The organism is Novosphingobium ginsenosidimutans, assembly GCF_007954425.1.
GTDB lineage: Bacteria > Pseudomonadota > Alphaproteobacteria > Sphingomonadales > Sphingomonadaceae > Novosphingobium > Novosphingobium ginsenosidimutans.
Genome location: NZ_CP042345.1, coordinates 2,004,894 through 2,024,951 on the forward strand (window position 1 = coordinate 2,004,894; position 20,058 = coordinate 2,024,951).

General features: G+C 59.4%; 18 protein-coding genes and 1 tRNA gene. 12 read left to right on the top strand and 7 right to left on the bottom strand.

Going from position 1 to position 20,058, the window contains the following annotated elements; all coding sequences use genetic code 11:
* The first annotated feature begins 102 nt into the window (after window positions 1-102).
* The 3 genes from FRF71_RS09990 to FRF71_RS10000 all read left to right on the top strand — a co-directional run bounded on the left by FRF71_RS09990 (window position 103) and on the right by FRF71_RS10000 (window position 1,645).
* Window positions 103-192, top strand: a tRNA-Ser gene (locus tag FRF71_RS09990).
* Between the two features lie 252 nt (window positions 193-444).
* On the top strand, window positions 445-876 hold the full coding sequence (locus tag FRF71_RS09995; protein ID WP_147090515.1) for a hypothetical protein: 432 nt from the start codon (window positions 445-447) through the stop codon (window positions 874-876).
* A gap of 154 nt (window positions 877-1,030) precedes the next feature.
* Entirely contained in the window at window positions 1,031-1,645 is a 615-nt protein-coding gene (locus FRF71_RS10000) for an NYN domain-containing protein (protein ID WP_147090516.1), read from the top strand.
* A gap of 88 nt (window positions 1,646-1,733) precedes the next feature.
* Here FRF71_RS10000 and FRF71_RS15780 read toward each other — a convergent pair whose 3' ends face one another.
* From FRF71_RS15780 to FRF71_RS10030, 6 genes are all read right to left on the bottom strand, one after another.
* Complete coding sequence (locus FRF71_RS15780; RefSeq protein WP_420359400.1) at window positions 1,734-1,892, bottom strand: hypothetical protein; 159 nt, start codon at window positions 1,890-1,892, stop codon at window positions 1,734-1,736.
* Window positions 1,837-2,475, bottom strand: a complete 639-nt coding sequence (locus tag FRF71_RS15470) for a hypothetical protein (RefSeq protein ID WP_161597939.1) — start codon at window positions 2,473-2,475, stop codon at window positions 1,837-1,839. Before FRF71_RS15470 ends, FRF71_RS15780 begins: the two co-directional genes overlap by 56 nt.
* Before the next feature lie 138 nt (window positions 2,476-2,613).
* Window positions 2,614-3,990: a YfjI family protein gene (locus FRF71_RS10015; RefSeq protein ID WP_161597940.1), complete on the bottom strand. Its 1,377-nt coding sequence runs from the start codon at window positions 3,988-3,990 to the stop codon at window positions 2,614-2,616.
* Window positions 3,991-4,144: 154 nt separating this feature from the next.
* Window positions 4,145-5,068 (bottom strand): DUF7146 domain-containing protein, encoded by a 924-nt coding sequence (locus FRF71_RS10020; protein ID WP_147090520.1) that lies wholly within the window; start codon window positions 5,066-5,068, stop codon window positions 4,145-4,147.
* 412 nt (window positions 5,069-5,480) lie between these two features.
* Window positions 5,481-5,669, bottom strand: coding sequence for a helix-turn-helix domain-containing protein (locus FRF71_RS10025; RefSeq protein ID WP_147090521.1), 189 nt, complete (start codon window positions 5,667-5,669; stop codon window positions 5,481-5,483).
* 99 nt (window positions 5,670-5,768) lie between these two features.
* Window positions 5,769-6,518, bottom strand: a complete 750-nt coding sequence (locus FRF71_RS10030; protein WP_147090522.1) for a hypothetical protein — start codon at window positions 6,516-6,518, stop codon at window positions 5,769-5,771.
* Between the two features lie 253 nt (window positions 6,519-6,771).
* Between FRF71_RS10030 and FRF71_RS10035 the strand changes: the two genes are divergently transcribed.
* From FRF71_RS10035 to FRF71_RS10055, 5 genes are all read left to right on the top strand, one after another.
* Window positions 6,772-7,812, top strand: coding sequence for an IS110 family RNA-guided transposase (locus FRF71_RS10035; RefSeq protein WP_147090086.1), 1,041 nt, complete (start codon window positions 6,772-6,774; stop codon window positions 7,810-7,812).
* Between the two features lie 509 nt (window positions 7,813-8,321).
* Window positions 8,322-9,614: an APC family permease gene (locus tag FRF71_RS10040; protein ID WP_147090523.1), complete on the top strand. Its 1,293-nt coding sequence runs from the start codon at window positions 8,322-8,324 to the stop codon at window positions 9,612-9,614.
* A gap of 899 nt (window positions 9,615-10,513) precedes the next feature.
* On the top strand, window positions 10,514-10,867 hold the full coding sequence (locus tag FRF71_RS10045) for a hypothetical protein (protein ID WP_147090524.1): 354 nt from the start codon (window positions 10,514-10,516) through the stop codon (window positions 10,865-10,867).
* Between the two features lie 120 nt (window positions 10,868-10,987).
* Window positions 10,988-11,767, top strand: coding sequence for a hypothetical protein (locus FRF71_RS10050; protein ID WP_147090525.1), 780 nt, complete (start codon window positions 10,988-10,990; stop codon window positions 11,765-11,767).
* Between the two features lie 1,105 nt (window positions 11,768-12,872).
* Complete coding sequence (locus FRF71_RS10055) at window positions 12,873-13,139, top strand: hypothetical protein (protein ID WP_147090526.1); 267 nt, start codon at window positions 12,873-12,875, stop codon at window positions 13,137-13,139.
* 75 nt (window positions 13,140-13,214) lie between these two features.
* On the opposite strand, the gene FRF71_RS10060 is transcribed toward FRF71_RS10055, so the two are convergent.
* Window positions 13,215-14,501: a tyrosine-type recombinase/integrase gene (locus FRF71_RS10060; protein WP_147090527.1), complete on the bottom strand. Its 1,287-nt coding sequence runs from the start codon at window positions 14,499-14,501 to the stop codon at window positions 13,215-13,217.
* A 752-nt stretch (window positions 14,502-15,253) separates the two neighbouring features.
* On the opposite strand from FRF71_RS10060, the gene FRF71_RS10065 reads away from it, so the two are divergent.
* From FRF71_RS10065 to FRF71_RS10080, 4 genes are all read left to right on the top strand, one after another.
* Window positions 15,254-16,762, top strand: a complete 1,509-nt coding sequence (locus FRF71_RS10065; protein ID WP_147090528.1) for a site-specific DNA-methyltransferase — start codon at window positions 15,254-15,256, stop codon at window positions 16,760-16,762.
* The gene (locus tag FRF71_RS10070) at window positions 16,755-17,210 is read left to right on the top strand and encodes a hypothetical protein (protein WP_147090529.1); all 456 of its coding nucleotides are present in this window, start codon (window positions 16,755-16,757) and stop codon (window positions 17,208-17,210) included. Before FRF71_RS10065 ends, FRF71_RS10070 begins: the two co-directional genes overlap by 8 nt.
* A gap of 5 nt (window positions 17,211-17,215) precedes the next feature.
* Window positions 17,216-18,667: a phage terminase large subunit gene (gene terL / locus FRF71_RS10075; protein ID WP_161597941.1), complete on the top strand. Its 1,452-nt coding sequence runs from the start codon at window positions 17,216-17,218 to the stop codon at window positions 18,665-18,667.
* Window positions 18,668-19,028: 361 nt separating this feature from the next.
* Window positions 19,029-20,036, top strand: coding sequence for a DUF3034 family protein (locus FRF71_RS10080; protein ID WP_147090531.1), 1,008 nt, complete (start codon window positions 19,029-19,031; stop codon window positions 20,034-20,036).
* The last annotated feature ends 22 nt before the right edge of the window (window positions 20,037-20,058 follow it).

Sequence of the window (20,058 nt, forward strand, 5' to 3'; positions counted from 1 at the left end):
CCCATTTTCGCGTTGCAGGGGCTTGGCAAGGCCGGGATCATCGGCTAACCGCGCGCTTCCCGACCGGGGGCCAGCCACCGCGCACGCCCCGATCACTTCTGCGGAGAGGTGGCAGAGAGGTCGAATGCGCCGCACTCGAAATGCGGTTTACGGGCAACCGTAACGTGGGTTCGAATCCCACCCTCTCCGCCAGTTATCATTGAATTTACAGTATTTTTTCGCAGATAGCGACTTTTGCCCACGACTTAGCCCACGATAGAGGCGCGGTCGGCTGCGGCTGGCAACGGTCGATAGCGGGCCCGATCTAGTGGACTAGTCAGGCGCGTGTTCTTAGCCTGTCGCCATTAACTAAGTGACTTGGGGTGACAGGTGGCGGACCAGGACAATGCGCCGGCAGTCGACGTTAACGGAGACCCCGACGAAAACCGGGCTCTTGGAACATTCATGGCCGAGCTTCACCGGGATGTAGTCCTGAAGGCGATCGACACAGCCACCTCTATGGCCAAATGGGTTCTGACGTCGCTCTTGGCCATAAGCGGCGCAGCCGCCGTCGCCATGTGGGGGCTCGAGATATCGCCGGCATGGAAGGTCGGCGCGTGTGCCGCCTTCGTTACCGGCATCGTTCTCGCGCTACTCTCGGCCCACCTGGGCGCACAGTCTACTCCAACACAGATGGTACCGCTAAATCAGGCGCTGGGGTATTGGCTGAGCGTGAAATACGATGGGATCCGCGACAGCAACTTGGAACAAAGCCTTGCCGAAGACGCTGAGGCTGAGCGAAAGAAGGTGCGCTTGCCCACCATTTGTGGCTGGCTGTCACTCGTGGCTTTCCTGGTGGGCTGCGTCGTTGCTGCGATAGGTGCAGTCGCCGACTAAGGCGCTCAACTGCCCAAAAACCGCGGAGAATACCGCAAACGTTTCGTGAAATAAGAAGGGGGCCAGCCGCAGCTTAGCCCCCTTTTCCGGATTGTCGAAACGCACCGGGTGGATATCCATTGTCTATGGATCATTTGACGTTAAGTCAACGTGAATGACAATCGTTCGGGTCTACATAGACGGCTTCAACGTTTACCACGCAATTGAGCAGCAGGGCGATCCCCGCCTAAAATGGCTCAACTACTGGCAGCTTTCGCAAAGTCTGCTGCGGCCCGGTGAAACTCTAGACGCGGTGCATTTCTTCACAGCAGTATGGCGCTTCGAAACGACCAAGCAAAAGCGCCACGAAAACTTTATCGCAGCGCTAGATGCGTATGGCGTCCAAGTTCACCAAGGCGATTTCGGCAAACCAAAGAAATGGTGTGCGACCCACGAAAGGTTTTGCAAATTTCGGGAAGAGAAACAGACTGACGTTGGCATTGCAGTCAGAATGCTGGTCGATGCCTCTGGCGGGCAACCCCAAAGAATGATTCTTGTTACAGCTGATAGCGACCAGATTCCGACGGCACGAGCGCTGCGGCAAATGGATCACATTTCACTAACGCTCGCGTTTCCGCCCGGTCGCGCAGGTGAAGCGCGCGAGCTTGGGGAATTGATACCGGATCGCCTTGAACTGAAGCCCGAACGGCTTCTGACCCACCAGCTTCCGCGCTCAGTCCACAAAGATGGCAGGCTGGTGGCTACGATGCCTGCCATTTATCGCCGGTAGGCCGCAGGGTCCTTTTCCTTGTGCGGCTTATGAGGGGTCTTCAGCATCCGCTTTAGAACCTCGTCTTCTTTCTCTTGATCGGTGTCAGTCACGTTCGCCAATCCATTAGCCGCCCTAACTTGCGGGCTAATGCCAGAACCTCACCAGTTTCAGCTGATCGGGCCCCATGCTTCCAAGCGTTGCGGTTGCCTTTAGGAGCGCCGCTTCCTTTGCCGCCGTGCATCCGGCACCGCCGTTTGCCCCTCAATGCCGGGGCTTGGCACGGTCGGCCCGATCGGGTGTGGGCCAGGCAGCGCTGGGCCAGGTGCGCACTTTGCATGGGGTTGTTCGCTTGGTCGTCCATTTTCTGCCCCCCCGTTGTGGTTATGGAATTGGTCGGCAATCACAGCTTGCCCGCCCTCGTTTACATGCACGTGTCGGACGGTTTGCTCGCGCGGCTGGTGTAGCTTGATTATCTCGGCAAGTGCGGCTCGGCTCCCGGCTTGGGCCTTCAAGGCGATGCCTGCATAGGCTTGGGTCGCGCCCAGATACTCCCCCATGTTGAGCGCCATCCGCCTCACCATTTCGGTAAAGATCGCATCAAGGGTAGTCGCCTGCATAGCGAGCATTCGCCCAATCTTTTCCGGATCGCCCGCGCCAATGCCCTTTGCTCGCTCAATCAGGGCATCAGCGCAGTCCATGAAATCCATTGCGGTGTCGCCGAGAACGCTTTTCGTGACTGTGTGGATTGCCAGCCCGTGCCGAGTGCTCGGCAAAACGATAGTGGTCGCGAGCTTCTTTCGATCCTCGTCACTTTCAACTTTTCGGCCTTTTCGCTGCTTTGCCGTCATTAGTTCGCCTTCCTCAGTTTTTCCGTCATTGCGCGCCCACGCGCGAGGTGTGCGGATTGTCCAGACGCATGGGGGTGGCACTGACAAAACTGACAGAACGCGGTTTCGTCGGTTTTGTCGGTAGGCCTCTGGGGCATATCAGGCTCGCAATGCCTTGGGGTTGATCTGATAGGGGGTTGAGGGTCGCCCGCCCTTCTCTCCCGCTTCGGTTGGCGCCGGACGCAGCCAATCGGCATCGCTGAGCGCCTCTAGCCCAGCCGCAATGCGCTCGTTTGCCTGCAAGCCGGACCATCCTTTGCGCTGCACATCGCGCAGGGTGAATGGGTCGCCCAGATCGCCCTTGCGGACGTGCCGCCAGATCGCGCGGGCCGCCTCGGCATTGTCGAGAGAGGTTGAAGCGTAGGCCCGCACAGCATGGCTTTCGAGATATTCCGCCCAGCGTAGCGCCTGCCGGACAGCCTCCAGTGAGACAGGCCCGAAAGAATTGTTCGCTAGGTGGCAGACCAGCGACAGGCGGGGGACTAGTCCGCGATATTTGGACAGGTGCGAGGCCAATGGAGCGGAGAGTTCATCGCCTGCAAGCCGCGCCTCTAGCACCGCCCTCCATTCCGAAAACAATTCCTGCGCATCCCCGGCAAATCGCAGGAAAGGGACACCGTGCGGTCCGTCGAATTCGTCCCAATCGGCCTTCAGTTCGCGTGGATCGAGCGCGGCCAGGCCCTGATAACATTCATGGGCCAGCCGTCGCGCATCGCTGTCAGGATAGCGGTCCACCTCCTGATATTGGCCTGTAGAATCAGGCCACGCGATCAGCTGAAGCCGCTGCACCATCCCGTCATCATGCCGCCGCAGGTTCTCGCGCATGTAACTTGCCAGCCGCGCGGGCTGGGTCGTGCCGAATACCGAAAGGTTCACGGCAGGAATATGCACCGTCCCGCGCCCGATGCGGTCAAAGGTGTAGCCCTCGGTTCCGCTCCAAGCGGACAGGAAAAAGCCCTTTGCCGATGCCTTTTCGGAGCCGTCCAAATCGTCGAAAAGCGATATGAGCTCGTCCCGGTGCATCATGATGCCAAACGGGTTGGCCTTGCATATCTCGCCCAGCTTCTCCGCTGTGGCATCGCTTGTCAGGTGCCGCCGCTCGGTCGGCGGTTCCGGGGCCGTCACGCTTTCCAGCATGGCCCGCGCCGATTCCTTTCCCTCTCCGCTCAGGCGCCTCCGCGCGGCCTTGTCGGCCTCTTCCTTCTCCAGCTTGTAGAGCGCCTCGCCAACCTTGAACGCAGCTTGCGCCTCGCGGTTAGCCTCGGCTGCCAGCGCTTCAATGCGCTTGATCGGGGCGAGCGCTTCGCTTGCGGCTGGGCTTTTCAGGCTGCCCGGACGCGCGACAACGCATCCCCAGAGATTGCCGACCTCCAGCCATGAGGTGCGTTGCTGGGGACGAATGCCAATTCGCCGGCCGATCAAGGCACCAGCAGACACCAACGCCGGGATCGACACCAGATCGAGCGGGCAGTTCATCCGCTCCGAAATGTCCATCGCCCAGCCGCGCAACTGCGTTGGCAGCAGTTCCGGCGACAAAGGCAGCACCGGCGCAAGCTCGTCCCGCAGCGGCACCGGATCGGGCCAAGCGTCAAAGGTTTCGGCCCCGTCGAACCTTGCTTGCAGGCTCGGGTTAGCAGCCATGAGCGGCACTCCTCAATTCGTCGTTGAAGTCTTTGCAGTCCGGCAGTGGGCGAATGATGCGAACGGACAGGCCGCGCTCGACAAAAGCTCGCGCCGCCTTGTCGGCAGCCTCGCGTCCTGCGCTATCATTGTCGGCGCCGATTACGATTGAGCGGACCTCCGGCGGGAACTGCATAGCAGGCAGAAACGTGGTCCCGGCAGATACCCAGACCGGCCCGCCCATGATCTCCAGCAGCGACAAGCCATCCTCCGGCCCTTCGCACACTGTCAGGCAACCGCTGCCGTCCAGATCGCCCAGCCGGATCGCACCGCCCTTGATCGCACCCAGTGACAGCTTGGGCTTGGGCAGATCGGCTTTGCCCTGGCCATCCTGCGCCAAGAAAATGCGCTGAATACCGGTCACAGCGCCACCAACGTCCTGCACGGCGCAGATCAGGCAGGGCGTTTGCCCCAGATTGCCGCAGGGAAGCCTCAGGAAGCGCAGCGCGGCTGGATACGGCGGATTGATGCCCCGGGACCGAAGATAGGCCTCAGCGAGCGTTCCTGCCGCTGCTTCCGCCCGCTGCCAGACAGCCAGCGCCTCGGGCGAACGATCTCTTTTTTCTAGTGCCGCAAGTTTCGATCCTGAAACCGCTGCCCTCGGCACATTGCCGGCTTCCAAAATCTGGGCGGCCTCGGGAAGCGAAACAGAATATGCGCGCCGCACAAAGTCGAGCACGTCACCAGCCGCGCCGCAGCCAAAGCACTGGAACCGCTGCCCGCCGCTGTAGATGGTGAAGCTGGGTGTGCGATCGGCATGGAACGGGCAACAGCCTTTGAATTCGGCCCCGGCCAACTTGAGCTTCACCAGCTTGCCCGCAATGGCCGGCAAAGGGTTGGCGCGGCGGATCGCATCCAGGTCCAGCCGCGTCATAGCACTGGGAGCTCCATGCCCCTCGGATCTCCGGCCGCTCGGTAGGCGTCCCGAATGGCATTAGACCTCGTCGATTTGGGCTGGCCAATGAATACCCGGTTGCGCATCCTGCAGACAAGCCGCGCGCGCCAATAGCCTTTCGGGAAATAGCTCACTCGAATGAAGCGCTGCAGACCAGCCGCGGCTGGGTCGTCTTGCGCGCTCATGCTGCATGCCCCTCTGGCGGGGGGCAGTCACCATCAAACAGGCGGTGCAGCAACTGACTCGCTTCGCGCTTTTGCCTCGCTTCGCGCTTTTGCCTCGCTTCGCGCTTTTGCCTCGCTTGCTCTGCCTCTCGGGCCAGCCGCTCGCGTTCGCGCATTCGCCGATCTCGCCATTGCGATAGCTGGACTACGGTTGGCCCCGGCATCGCTCAGGCCCCCGGTTCGATCAGCGCCCGCAAGCTAGCGGCTGGGATCAAGGTGCGCTTGCCGACTTTGCGTGCCTCAAGCTTGCCGTTTGCAATCAGCTTGTAGAGGTTGGTTTTGCCGATGCTGGACACCTTGCAGGCATCAGCAACGGAATAGGCCAGCGGTTCGGGGGATTGGGTTACGGTTGTCATCTATTCTGCTCCGTTCGATGGGGAACGGTGCAGTTTGTCGATTGCCGCTCGGATCCTGTCAGCCGAATAGAGCCGGTTGGGGCCGGAAATTGAGGGTAGTTAGTTTCCGGCCGATCGCCAGCGGCGCAGGATCGCGTTTATCACCGGTTGGACAGTGGAGCGCGACGGCTCCGGCTTACCGCGCTCTGCCATCCGCTTGAAAATCGCCTCAATCATCGCTGATTGCCCGTCGGTTCCTTCCCCCTCAGGAGGATCCTCTTTGAGGCAGTAAATTGCCAACTCCTCCGCAAAATCAGGCCACCAGTTCGCTGGCCTCCTTCCGCCGGACATACTTGGTTTTGGCAATTGATGCGTCACGGCAGCATCGCCTCCAGTCGTGAATGACTGGTTAGGGACCGCCAATGCGGGCAATCCAGTCGGATCAAAATGGACGGAAAATGCACTGCCCGCACGCCGAGAATATTCGTCGTCCAAGTAGTCGAACCGAAAGTCACCTGTCACCCAATCAGCAGACCTCAGTTCTGGATTTGCTCTTTTGAAGTGCCACCAAAATTCGACTGGAATTTTGCAAGGGGTGTCGCAGTGGAAGTAGTCATACGGTGAGACAATGCTTTCGACACTTACTGCCCCTGTATCTAGACTGGAATCGATCCGGCAGTTTGCAGTCCAAGCATCGAGCACACCATCAATGAGCCGAGCCAAAATCGTATCGAGCGCGGCACGTTGGCATGCCTCCCAACTCACATACTTGCCCCGGCGATCATACTCCGAGGCGAGTAGTTCAAACGCATCAGATGCGGAAACTAGCCTCTCTAATCGCGCAATGTCTCTCTGGCTTGTTTCTGCCATGCCGCCTCCCGAGCGGTTCCCAGAGGGGAACGGGGAAGCACGTGGGAAGCGTGCTTGTCGGCTGGCCGGCCTATCCCCGTCCGATTACCTTACATCATTGGAGCAACTGATGTCAGCGCCTGGAAAGCGCAGATAGCGGCAGCTATTCGCAGTTTTAGTTGGAAAGCGGATGGGGTGGATGGCTCCCGCTCACGGCATCTGAGTGCCAAGATGGGTTGCTGTCATGCAAACCCGAGCAAAGGAGCCACCCGCCATGGAGATTAGCACGATCGGCCTGGATTTGGCCAAGAACGTTTTTCAGGTTCACGGTATCAGCGCGACCGGTGAGGTCGTAATTCGCAAAGCGCTGCGGCGATCGCAGATGCTGCCGTTCTTCGAGAAGTTGCCGCCGTGCATGGTAGGCGCCGAGGCCTGCGGGACGTCGCATCACTGGGCGCGCGAATTGACCAAGCTGGGTCATGAGGTGCGACTGATGCCGGCGGCTTACGTAAAGCCATATGTGAAGCGTGGTAAGAACGATGCCGCCGACGCCGAGGCGATCTGCGAAGCGGTCACACGTCAGACGATGCGGTTCGTGCCTATCAAGTCGCGCGAGCAGCAGGCGGCATTGTCGCTGCATCGCGTGCGCAGCCTGTTGATCAAGCAACGCACGCAGCTGGTCAACATGATGCGAAGCGTGCTCGCCGAACTGGGGATCGCTATCCCGGTCGGGATCGTGAAGGCACTGCAGATTGCGCGGGATATCGTTGACGGCGAGTCCAAACTCGATCTGCCAACCGAGGCGACGAACGTCGTCGCCATCATGGCAGGGCAACTGCTTCAGCTTCACGCCCAGTTGCGCAAGCTCGATCTGCGTCTCGCCGCTCTGCAGCGGAGCGACGACAGGGCCCGGCGCCTGGCGACGATCCCTGGTATCGGGCCGATCGGCGCGACCGCGCTCGCCGCGTCGGTGACCGATCCGAGCCAGTTCTCGTCAGGACGCCAGTTCGCCGCCTGGTTGGGGCTGACCCCGCGGCAGAGCTCGAGTGGCGGCAAGGAGCGACTGGGGCGCATTACCAAGATGGGCGACAGATATCTGCGGCAGCTCCTGGTTGTCGGCGCAACCGCGCTGGTCCGATACGCCAAGGAGAAACCCAGCACGGTCGATCCGCGCTTTGTCGCTCTGCTCGCCAGAAAGCCCGCGCGCGTCGCCACGGTCGCCATCGCCAACAAGATGGCGCGGATCGCTTGGGCGATCATGGCGCGCGGCGGCGTCTTCGAACGCGGGCATGCGCCTATGCTGGCGGTAGCCTAGATCAAGAGCTTAGCTGAGGAGATCAGCTTCACGATGTTGTGAGAGCGAAGGATGTGATGGCAAAACCGGTCGGACCGGGAACAAGGACAACCCAAGGACAGTCATAGGCGTAATAGCCTGCAAAGCCGATCGGACCTTGTTCGCGGAATCCATCAGGGCCAGCAGTCTACACCGACTGCATCAACAGGCCGGACAGACGACTGCACCCGACCAACGGCCAGATCATCACTTTACACTTGCAACGCGGGAGCCATCCACAGAGGACTGTCCGGACACGACGACATTTCGGCCGTTCAACGGCGGTCTCCAGCTTCCTGAAACCCGCCGTTCGCGACTGGCGAGGAAGCACGCGCGCTCCACGAAAAGAACCTCCCCGTGCCGCCATTGAATCAACCCTCAATGCTTCATACAAGCAATTCGATAGGTCCTGATTCTAGTATGCACGGTCAGTACTCACTGAACGTGATTGCTTGCCAGACCGAGCATCGGGGGGGTGCAGCTTGGACAAAATGCAGAAGCCGCCGCGGGTCGTAGGACCCATTGGTGCGACACTCATGAGCATCAACGGTATGGTCGGCGCGGGGATCTTCGCCTTGCCGGCGTTGCTCTATGCCGAAGTCGGCAACTTTGCGCCTTGGATGTTTCTGATTTTCGGACTGCTGTTTTCGAGCAGCATCGTGATTTCCGCCCGCCTTTCGACCATGTTCCAGTCATCCGGCGGGCCTCAATTGTGGTCACAGGCGGCTTTCGGGCCATTCGTCGGCTTTCAGGTCGGCTGGATCATGGTGATCGCTATGGGGGCGGGTCGTGCTGCGACGTTTTATGTGCTGGTGTCCTATCTCGCCGTGATCTTCCCGGTGTTTGACGAGGCCTTCGCGCGCGCCGCCGCGCTTTCGTTCATTCTGGCGGCACTGACCACGATTAGCCTCTCGGGAATGATAAACAGCATCGGTGGTCTTGCCGTGGGCACCGTTATCAAGCTGTCGCCTATCGTGGCTCTGTGTGCGATGGCATTTGCCTCGGGCGGGATTGCAGCCACATTTGCCCTGCCACGTTTCGGCGCTTTTGAAAGCGTTGCGCTGCTGGTCTATTTCGCCTTTTCAGGTGCGAATAGCTCGGCCTTCGCTGCCGGCGAATTCAAGAACCCGCGCCGTGACTTACCGCTGACGATGCTCGGTTCGCTGGGCATCATCATCCTATTCTACATGGTGGTGCAATGGGCTTACATTGCAGCTGGCGCGCCGCAGGCCGTTGGCAATACGACTCCGCTGGCAATGGCTGCGAAGGCAGTCATGGGCGATCATGGCGCGCTGCTGCTGAGCATCGCGGCGATTTTCTCGATCGCCACAAATGCGCTGTCCTACAGTATTGCCGGGCCCCGCGTAATATTCGGAATGGCGGAGCGCGGCTTGTTGCCCGCGCGTTTTGCGCTTGTGTCGCGTCGGTTTGGCGCGCCCGACCGCGCGATCCTGCTGTTCTCGGCTATCATTGCGCTGATGTTGGCGAGCGGCGCATTCGCCTTCCTCGCCACCATGACATCGCTCGGCTCACAACTTGTGGTGTTGTGCTACGTGTGTGCGTTCGCGGTGCTCATGCGGCGCTTTAGCGAAGCGAATGACGGAACGCTGCCCCTACGGTGGTGGCCGGCGATGGGGATAGCCGCAGGGTTTGCGGTGTTCACGATTGTGCAAGCCCCAACCAGCGCGTTTGCTCTGCTCGCGGCACTGCTGGCACTCGGCACCGGGCTGTATTTCGTCGCGCGCAAGGGTGAGGTGACGGCCCCGGTCATCGAGTTTGATTAGCCTTACATCCCCCGCCTCGGCCCGAGCTACTCGAACAGATACTCAGTCAAAAGAATGTCTGGTTGCATGTGTCGTTCCTTGGCCAATGAAAGCTCGAAACCGAATCGGGAAGCTGCCAACCACCGGAGCCTGAACGAATGGCTGTTCATTCCGGTTTGGCGCTCCAAAGCCGCCTGTCGTCTATCCCCAACATTGCAGACATTGGGTTTGGATGTAAATTCAGCACATGAATGCCGCAGTCAAGTTGCTGTCGATGATTGGGGCGTTGGCGCTATTGTCCTCGTGTTCACCACCGGAAATCGACGTCGCTGTTCAGAAGTCTGGCGGCCGTTTGCTACTCCGTCTCTCACAGGACTGGGGTGTAATCTTCAGTGACAAGCGGATGCCTTGCGTTCGCGAGATCGGGCTTTACGAAAGAGATTCTTACGACCGGTCTAAGGCTGCTTGGCTTATCGAAACGAAGGGTGAGATGCAGTGTCTTGACCTCGCGTCAGTGATGATTGGAGAGGTTCCCCCAGGCTGGCAAGAAGTGGTCAGACTTTCTGCAAACAGTCGGACAGTCTACTCCATCAGGGCACACGGGATCGGCTCGGGCGAAACCAACGTGAGGTTCTAGCCAATATGGCAAAGTGCTGGTCTGCTTTCCCCAACATTCCAGGCGACCGAACCCTTCTGGGCACAACAGCATTGCCGCCATTCGTTGCTGGCTGCATCATCCAGCAATGAATGAAGGAGCTACTCCCTGCTGTTGCTCATCCTTGTCCGACTTGGCGGCAGTTCCAATGGGCGGAGACGGTCTCGACGAACGAGTGTTCGCAACCATCGAGTATGTCGCGGATCATGGCGGAGACGCTTGGTGGTTGCACCTTTCGCAGTGTCGTGCCTGCAGACAGCATTGGATGATAGCGCAAGAGGAGCGCATCTTCGATATCTACTTCATGCGGCGGCTGACTGAGGACGAGGCCAAAAGCATCATAGGCAATGCAAATTGGCCAGATGAGTTTCTTAGCTACGAGCGCGTGCTCAAGACTGGCCACGCTTTGCGCTTCCAACCCTTTATCTTCTTCGAGCCTCTGTCTCTCTCGCTGGTGTTGACTGCACAAGATTTACGTCGTGAGAGGCCTGAAATATCAGAGGAAGAGATCGCATTTCTCCTCGGTGTTAGCCCATCGCTAGCGAAAAGACTCTTGGCAGCGAAATCGTCAGGCCAGGCTTCCTGGTGGAAGCGGGCACTCAGACATCTGAGCCTCTAATGGCCGAAATGACGATCCGGTGTGACCGCTAACCCCGATTTCGGAGACTAAATTCCCCGGTCTAAGGGGCGCGCCAAAGCGGTCCTTGGACGCGTATGGGACTTATGGCATTTTGCTTTGATGCAGTCGCATCGCAATCCAACAAGGCGCAATCGAAACATCGGCACAGCTAAGCAGGGACACGGCGAGGCCAACCAGCTTGTCATTCCCGATCAGCTGAATCGCCCATACTGGCTTAGTCGGGTGGGCGATTGCCGAGTAGAGGAACACACCATCGGTGGCTGGATGATCCGGTTTGTGATTGAGGCGAATGCTCTCGGCTGTGTCCATCCCTCCACGGTGCCCGACGTTTTGCGTGTCCTAGAAGCGTTGCCTCAAAGCGACTGGGCCGGGCTTCGGACGATCGTCTTTCGACAGCCTACGCGTAAGCAATTGATCCTGAGACCTGCTTGGGGGCGATTGCTCTACGACACCACTGTTGCAAAGGCCAATGGCGAGACACTTGCCGTTGGCCCGGTCATCTGTCTTGATGCGGTTCAAGTGGACAAAGTCATGGTTTGGAGCACGTCTTTGGATCCAGACCTAAGTCAAGAATTGGAAAGACTTCGCAGTGATGGTCACGATGTCCAGAGATCAGGTCGGAAATTTAGTATCTCGATTAACGCTGCCTCGGCGCGCAACACTCAGCTCTACCGGACACTTCTACATGAAATAGGCCATTGGTTTGACTGGCTGTCGAAGGTTGAAGAGCCATCTGCAAAAGGCGGTGATCGAGACGCCTTGGAGAGAGCCTATTTTGCCAGACCAAAGTCTGAGCGAGAGGCGTTTGCGCACCGGTATGCAGACACGCAGAGGGCGATCCTTGAAACCCGCGGCATTATACCCTTCGACCAGTCTTAGAAGAGATTGAATGTCCGCTTTCCCCAACATTGCAGGCGATCGATCCGGTCCTGGAACGACGAGATTGCGGACGTTTATGGCAAGTGATAAGAACTCGTTATGGAAATCGCGACAGATGCGATGACGCTTGCGATAGGCTTCCCCTTCTGGGACTACTTGTTTGTCACGAGCGTAGCGTCAAAGTTTGTAAGTTTTGATTATAGGTATTGGCCCCTATCCCAAATTCGATGCTTCGCCATTGTGACGCTAGCAATAGGCGTGTCGATTAGCCTAGCTATCATGCACCCTCCTGAGACGGATGGTCGGTTGTGGATCATAGTTCCTGCTTGCTTAGGGCTTCTTGCCCACGGTTGCCTATCGGTAATCGATATCTTTCGACAGAAGTCGAAGGCAGACACTGAAAACGACGACAGATAGCCCCAACATTGCAGCCTATTGAGCCCGTTAAGGCAGGGTGACATTGCGGGCGGCGGCAATCCGGCATAATTTGTCGTAGTGTTTTATGACAAGGACGACGATTCCGGGTTTTGGTGGCTGTTTGTGGCCATGCCCCTTGCATTAATTGGAGCGTTCACGTTCCGCGTGCTAAATCCGCCAAAGCAGCCCCCACCGCCCAATAAGGCAGTCGTTTTTGGCTGCTACACGGCAGAGAGCGGCCCGCCAATATTGATAGACTCCGCGGGAGTTCATATCATGCAGCCCGGCCTACCGACTGTTCCGTTTGACCTAGTTAAATATAAAACGGGATACGCCGTGACTCTAGATCAGTCGATAACCTTTAGGCGCACTAGGACAGGACTTGCTTACTCAATTGGCCGCTCCGCTGGCGGCACGAATTGGAACTTTTTCCACGAAGTCGATGGGCAGCGGTATGGAGTGATCGACGAGATCGGCTTGAACGCGTTTACGACCCTCGGGCACGACTGGACTATCGCAAGCTACTTCCGGTCTTCAGATGCTGCTTGCTCTACGAGAGCTAGCTGATGTCCGCTTACCCCAACATTGTAGGCGATGGTGCCGGTCCTGGATCGACGACATTGCGGACCTTAGTGCTTGCCGCCATACTAACATGGTGAGGCCACGATTCCTTCCTCTGATTGCTGGCTTGCTGTCGCTGTTCGGCTGCAAAGACCCTTACGGACCGTTCATAACGACGTCTGGAAATCTTACGCAGGAGCAAGTTGACGCAATTGTCGAAGAGTGCGGTGGTAATATGGGCATGGCAGTCGTCGAAAATGGCTCTCTAACCATCAATCAAGCGTCCGATGTCGAGGTAACAGCCTGCGTCCTAAAAGCCTTGCAGGCTACCGGCCAAACCACCCTTTCAAGCGTACGCAACCAAATGTACGAAATGCCGAAGCCTGAACGCTAAGCGTCCGCTAACCCCAACATTGCAGGCGATGGTGCCGGGAAAGATTCATTCTTCATAGCAGACTCCAGGGCGGTGTTACCCATTGACCTTGCGAATGGACGCGATGTTGGCGCGATCCGCAGCCGCACTGCCACAGTATGATGCCCAGGCCTCCATGAGCTTGCGCCGCTTGTCGAACAGATCGCCGCGACGGTATGCAGCCTCAGCCTTGTTTCCGATCACATGGGCCAGCGCCATTTCGCAGACCTCGTGGGCGAAGCCGGTTGTTTCGGCAGACCAGTCGCGGAACGCAGACCGGAAGCCATGAACCGTCTCTTTGCGGTCCAGCCGCCGCATCAGCATCCCCATTGCCATGCTGGAGAGGCCGCCGCCCTTGGTGCCGGGAAAGACAGGTGCGCTCGCGATGCCCTTGGTATTGAGCGGCTGGACCGCCTTTAAGATAGCGACGGCACGAGGGGACAACGGGACGCGATGCTCCTTGTTGGCCTTCATGCGGGCAGCGGGAACCGTCCAGATAGCGGCCTCCAGATCGATTTCGCCCCAGGTTGCCCCAAGCACCTCCCCAGAGCGGGCCGCAGTCAGGATGGTGAATTCCAGCGCCCTCGCTGCCAGCGCCTCGCGCCCTGCCAGATCAGCCATGAATGTCGGCAGTTCGGCATAGGGCATTGCGGCATGATGCCCGGTGCGATCCAGTTTGCGGTTGCGCTCTGCCTTTGCCTTCGCCGGTTCAGGAAAGAGGCTTTTCAGGTGCCCGCGCCAGCGCGCCGGGTTCTCGCCAGATCGCAGGCCTTGCACACGCGCCGCGTCCAGTATGTTCTCGATGCGCCCGCGAACGCGGCTGGCAGTCTCGGGCTTCACGGTCCAGATCGGTTGCAGCACTTTCAGGACGTGCGTCGTCTCAATTTCCGAGACCGGCAGATCGCCAAAGTGCGGATAGACATAGGCCTCCAAGGTGGCGCGCCATTGGGCGCGGTGCTTGTCGTTCTTCCAGCCATTCTCCTGCAGATCGATGTAAGCCGCTGCCACCTCCCGAAATGTCCGCTTGGCCTTGCCCGCCGCTTCGATCGCCGCCGCCGCCTTCCGGGCCTTGCTGCGCTTGCCTTCGATCGGCTCGCCCTTGCTGGCCTGCGCAGCCAGTTCGCGCGCCATTTCCCGCGCTGCCGCCAGTGACAGCGCATTCGGCCCAGCCGCAGGGCCGAGCCCAACATCCCGAGCCTTGCCCCCAACCAGTGAACGGAACAGCCAGGACCGAGCCCCGCCCTGCTGGACGCGCAGATAGAGTCCGCCGCCATCAGCATGCCGGCCTGCACCCGCAGCCTTCACGGCCATCGGCGTCAATGCGTTGTGAACCTTGCGTGGCATGGTAGTCCCTTTGCCCACTTCCCTGCCCACGATAATATAGTGATTGCCCATGAACGCAAGCGGCGGACAGTGAACAGGTGGCGGCAGACCCGCCTATCGGATCACGATATTTCAGGGATTTTTCTAGCCCCTGCGTTCCTGCGTGAAACCCTGTTTGGCGGACACCCTCTCCGCCAGATAGTCTGTCTCTGTCGACTCTTGCCGCAAGCGGACCGTCAATTCCCGGCGTTTCGGCGCGTCTCAGGCGACCCAACGGTACCAGGAGGATCCCAGCGGCTGGCGTTCATGCCCTTTTTGAGCTGTCATTCTCTGCGCCCATTGACTGCAGTACGGTTTGCTAAACGGGCCCTCCAAGTTTCCCGTTGCACGGGAATTTTAACGGGAAATGTGCCTCTAATGAGCGGTGAAAGGCCCCCGGGGTCGACACAACCATTTGGCCCGACACGTCTTTACGGCAATTTCCCGCGGCCACTTGACGGGAATTTTTACCGGTTTCGTGACAGTGCTTTGGTCCAGGATGGAAGCCGGGTCGCCAAGCCTTCGTCAAGTTTTATAATTTTAATCAATAACATATTGCATATCCTCTAGGCAAGATGCTATCGCTGTATTGCGCCGTTCAAGGCCCGGCGCCCTGAGCAGCAGACCTATCGTTCCTTTGTGAGCGCAGCAGCACGGACCCGCACTTTCATCGTTCCCGATGAGCGTGCCGTTTCCCCTGCCTGCCGTCTTAGGGCCAGGAACGAGGCTGCATCATGCACTCCAACAAAATCGCCATCCGGCGCCGCACTCGCGGCGCTGCTTTGACTTCGTCATCGACGCCGGTCGTTCACAAAGTTCTCGAAGGATCCGAGCACCGTCCCGTGCTCTCGGTCGAATATCTTGCCATTGGTCAGCTGCGCGAGCCCACCCGAAAGTTGCGTCGATACAGCAAGCGCCACCTCCACGGTCTGAAGGCTTCGCTCACCGAGTTCGGCATGGTCCGCCCGGTCCTTGTCGATCGGGACAATACCATCATCGCCGGCGTGGCGATCTGGCGCGCTGCAAAGGAACTCAAGTTCAAGACGATCCCCTTAATCCGGCTCGAGAACCTCTCGCCCGAACAGATCCGGCTTTATCGGATTGCCGACAACAAGCTGCAGATGGGCGAGTTCGTCGCGGAAGAGCTCCGGCTCGAATTTATCGAACTGACCGATACTTCGATCGACCTGAAGATCAATGTGGACCTCGAAGTCACCGGGTTTTCGTCGAAGGAAGTTGACGATGTCACCCTGCGTGTTCCCCAGGTCGCTGCCGACGGCGGGGGCGTGGACGGCGTCGAGGACGAAGATCTCGAGCCTAAGGGTTCGCCCGTTACCCGCCCTGGCGACATTTGGGTGATCGACGGCGTTCACAAGGTCATCTGTGGCAACTCGCTCGAGCGGGAGACCTATGCGGCGCTGATGGGTGAAGAACTTGCCCAGATGGTGGTTGGGGATGGCCCCTACAATGTTGCGATCAAGGGCAATGTCAGCAGCCGCAAGGACGCGAAGGAGTTCGCCTTTGCCAGCGGCGAACAGTCGTGTGAGGAGTTCATTGCCTTCCAGCGCCAGGCCTTCCGGTTGATGGCGGACTACAGCATCGACGGGTCGATCCACTACGCGTTCATCAGCTGGCACTTCGCCTGCGAGCTGCTCGCCGCCGGGAGGGCTGAGTACGACGAGCTCAAGAACATCCTGATCTGGATGAAAACGAACGCCTCCCGGGGGTTCTATCGTAGTCAGCACGAGATGATCGCTGTGTTCAAATCGGGCACAGCGCCGCACATTTGCACGTTCGGGATCGAGGAGGGCGCCCGGTGGCGTTCGAACGTCATTGTCCAGGCCGGCTGCAACAGCTTCGGGCCTACCCGCGACGAGGATCTGGCGGATCACGTTACGGTGAAGCCCGTGAGCCTGTTCGCCGACCTGATGCGGGATTGTTCGCGCCGCGGCGGGATCGTGCTCGACCCCTGGGGCGGGAGCGGCGTCACTGTACTGGCGGCGCACTGGACGGGGCGGCGTGCCCGCTTGATCGAGATCGATCCCGGCTACGTCGACGTGACCATTCACCGCGCGGCGAAGCGCTTCGGGCTCGAGGCGGTGCTTGCAGCCACTGGCCAGAGCTTCGCTGAGGTTGCGGCCGAACGTCTTGGTCACGGGTCCGCGCGCGGTAATGACGCGCTCGGCAACGGTCACTTGGATGCCGAAGCCGACCTCGCGCATGAGGAGGATGGCGATGACTGAGCGCAAGCGTCCCAAGCGCGGCAGTGCGGATTACGAAGTGGGCTATGCCAAGCCGCCCGTCGCAACCCGGTTCAAGAAGGGACAGCCTCGTCCCCCACGCAAGCCCAAGGCTGAGCAGGCTCCGCGCGCCTTCCAGGACTTTCTTGCGGAAGAGCTCAACGAACCGATGCGGATCATCGAGAATGGCGTCGAGCAAGTCGTCCCCAAGGGCAAGGCATTGGCGAAAGCTTCGATCAAGGGGGCGATGGATGACAGGGATCCTCGCCGGCTCAAGGGGTTCCTGGCGCCATCCGCGCCCAAGGAGGAATTTGACTTCAGCGAGACCGATATCACGATCGTCGCGCGGGCCCTGGCGCAGATCCTCAAACAGCAGTCAAAGCCCGCTTCCCCCCGCGAAGAGGAGACCGATACAGGCGCTGACGAAGTCGATGGTGAGGCACCGCAATGAGGCACATGCGTCAGATGTATGCCGCACTGCTGCGGTTGCACTTCCTGAGCTTTGTGGCGAAATGCATCGAGACCATCGATCCGGCCGCAACCTATGTCGAGAACTGGCACATTCTGGTTCTGGCAACGAGACTGGAGCGAGTGCAGCGCGGGGAATGCCGGCGGCTGATGATCAATCTGCCGCCGCGCTCCTTGAAGACCCACATCGTCAGCGTCGCCTTTTGTGCCTGGGTCCTCGGGCACGACCCGACCAAGCGGATCATCTGCGTCACCTACAGCAACGAGGTCGCCAAGACCCAGGCCAAGCTGTTCAACAAGATCATGCGCAGCAAGTGGAATCAGGAGGCGTTCCCGGAGTGCCGGCCGGAGCGGCCCAACAAGCTGATGGATTGGTACACGACTAAAGGCGGGAACCGGCTAGCGACCTCGATCCAGGGCAGCATCCTTTCGCGCGGGGCCGACATCATCATCCTCGACGATCCCAACAAAGGCCAGGAGATTCACTCCAAGGTAAGCCGCGACAAGGTCACCGCAGTGTATGATCAGGTCATTTCGACACGCCTCAACGAACCCAAGAAGGGCGCGATCATCTGCTGCATGCAGCGGCTTCATCCTGGCGATCTTGCTGGGCACCTGCTTGCACTGGAACCCTGGGACGAAGTGATCATGCCGGCAATCGCCACGGAGCACGAGGTTTGGGACCTCGGCAATGGCGAGACCATGGTGCGCGAGCCTGGTGACCTGCTGCAGGAGTTCCATATTGGTCAGGCCGAGCTTGATCTGAAGCGCCGCAACATGGGGATGCTCGCGTTCGAAGCGCAGTACCAGCAGCACCCGGTTCCGTCTGAGGGCGGCGTGGTCAAGCGCCGCTGGCTCCAATACTATGAGCAAGTCCCCGATCCACTCGAATTTACCCTGGTCAGCTGGGATACCGCCTCGACCCTGGCCGAGAATGCCGACTGGTCTGTCGGCACAGTCTGGGGAGTGCACCAAGCCAAGTTCTATTTGCTCGAGGTCATTCGCGACCGCCTGGAGACCCCGGACCTGCGCCGCGAGATCGAAGCAACGCATCGCCGTCATCGGGCCGACGTCACGATTATCGAAGATGACGGCATCGGCCGCGCCATCGTCCAGGACCTCCGGCGCACTTCGGGGGCCTGCCGGCCGATCGCGATCAAGCCGCGCTATGAGAAGCTGGCGCGAATGGAGGCGCGCGCAGTGATGTTCGAGACCGGGCTGGTATTCGTTCCGCAGGCAGCACCATGGCTTGGACCCTTCCTTGAGGAGCTTCTTTCGTTCCCCAACTCGGTCAAAGACGATCAAGTAGACAGCACAAGCCAAGCACTGGATTACCTGCAGGCACGTTTTGCTGCATCGCTGCGGACGCGGCCGAGTGGCAGCAAGCGCCCGAAAGGCGATCGGCGCCCGCCCGGCGCTCCGATCCGTCGCGCACGGTAGTGCTGCTAATCTCCCAAGTCGCAGGCCGCTTGCGCCAACAGAGCGGACATTCAGTGATCCACCTCACCTCGCCAAAAGCTGTCATTTGTTCAGAGGGCACGTACGGGCTTGATCAGGAGGATGTGGCCCGCAATTCGCTCAGTTAGGTAAATCTTCTGCACCAAGCGCCGTAGCCTCCCAGTCTGCCCGCAGCCTGTCCCTGCCGTCTCCTTCCCTGACAGCAGGGGCCTTTCTTTGGAACAGTAGGCGAGCACCGGGCGCTTTTTCGTTGGCCCGACGCCGTATTTTTTCCTGTCTGTGCATCCGGTGAGCGACTGTCTGCGTATCTCCCCTGCAAACACGCAGACAGGGAGTATAAATCATGCGACGAAGGGACGGCTACCGGTTCGGCTTTCGCCTCATAGTGGCACTGGCGGCGATTTCGCCCGTCGGGGCATTGGCAGAGGATAGCGTCAATGCCGATGGGGCCGAAGCGGCTAACGCAGCTCAGCCCGAAAGTGTTGGAATCAGCGCTACGGATAGGACCGCTGCAGAACGTTCATTCATTGATGGTGGCGGGCGTCTGCTACTCACCGGCGGGGTCTCGACGATCGAAGGTGCAGGCGGCGGCGGTCTGGTGCCCTGGGCACTGATTGGTGGTTATGGAACGCGCGACGAGATCGGATTCCAGGCCTTTGCCACTGGCGTGGATAGCCAGGACTTCACCCTTGCATCCTATGGTGGGGCGTTGAACCTCTACAACCGGGTTGAGCTGTCGATCGCACGGCAGAATTTCAACCTGCGCGAAGTTGGCAATGCACTGGGGCTGGGTAATCGCTACACCATAAGCCAGACCATCATCGGTGCGAAGGTCCGCCTGTTCGGTAATGCCGTGCTCGATCAGGATACGATCCTCCCGCAGGTTTCGGTCGGCGCGCAGTACAAGATCAACGACAACGCGCTGGTGGTTGGGACGGTGCTTGGCCTCAAGCGCAAGAACGTCGATTTCTATGCTGCGGCGACCAAGGTCATCTTGTCGCAGAGCCTGCTGCTTAACGGAACTGTCCGGCTGACCCGAGCCAACCAGTACGGCATTCTAGGCTTTGGCGGCCTGGGTGGACAGGATCAGGGCTACAAGGCCCAGTTCGAGGGATCTGCGGCCCTCCTGCTCAGCCGAAAAATCGCAGTTGGCGGCGAATACCGGACAAAGTCGAACCGGCTGGAAGGCGCCCTGGGCGGAACAACATTCCGTGAGGAGGATGCCTGGGACCTGTTCGCAGCCTACGCTCCGAGCCGGAATGTCTCGATCACCGTGGCCTATGCCCGGCTCGGCCAAATCGCACTGCGCCGCCAGAACGCCGCCTATGTTTCGCTTCAAATTGGGTACTGACCCAAAACCCGGGATTACAACT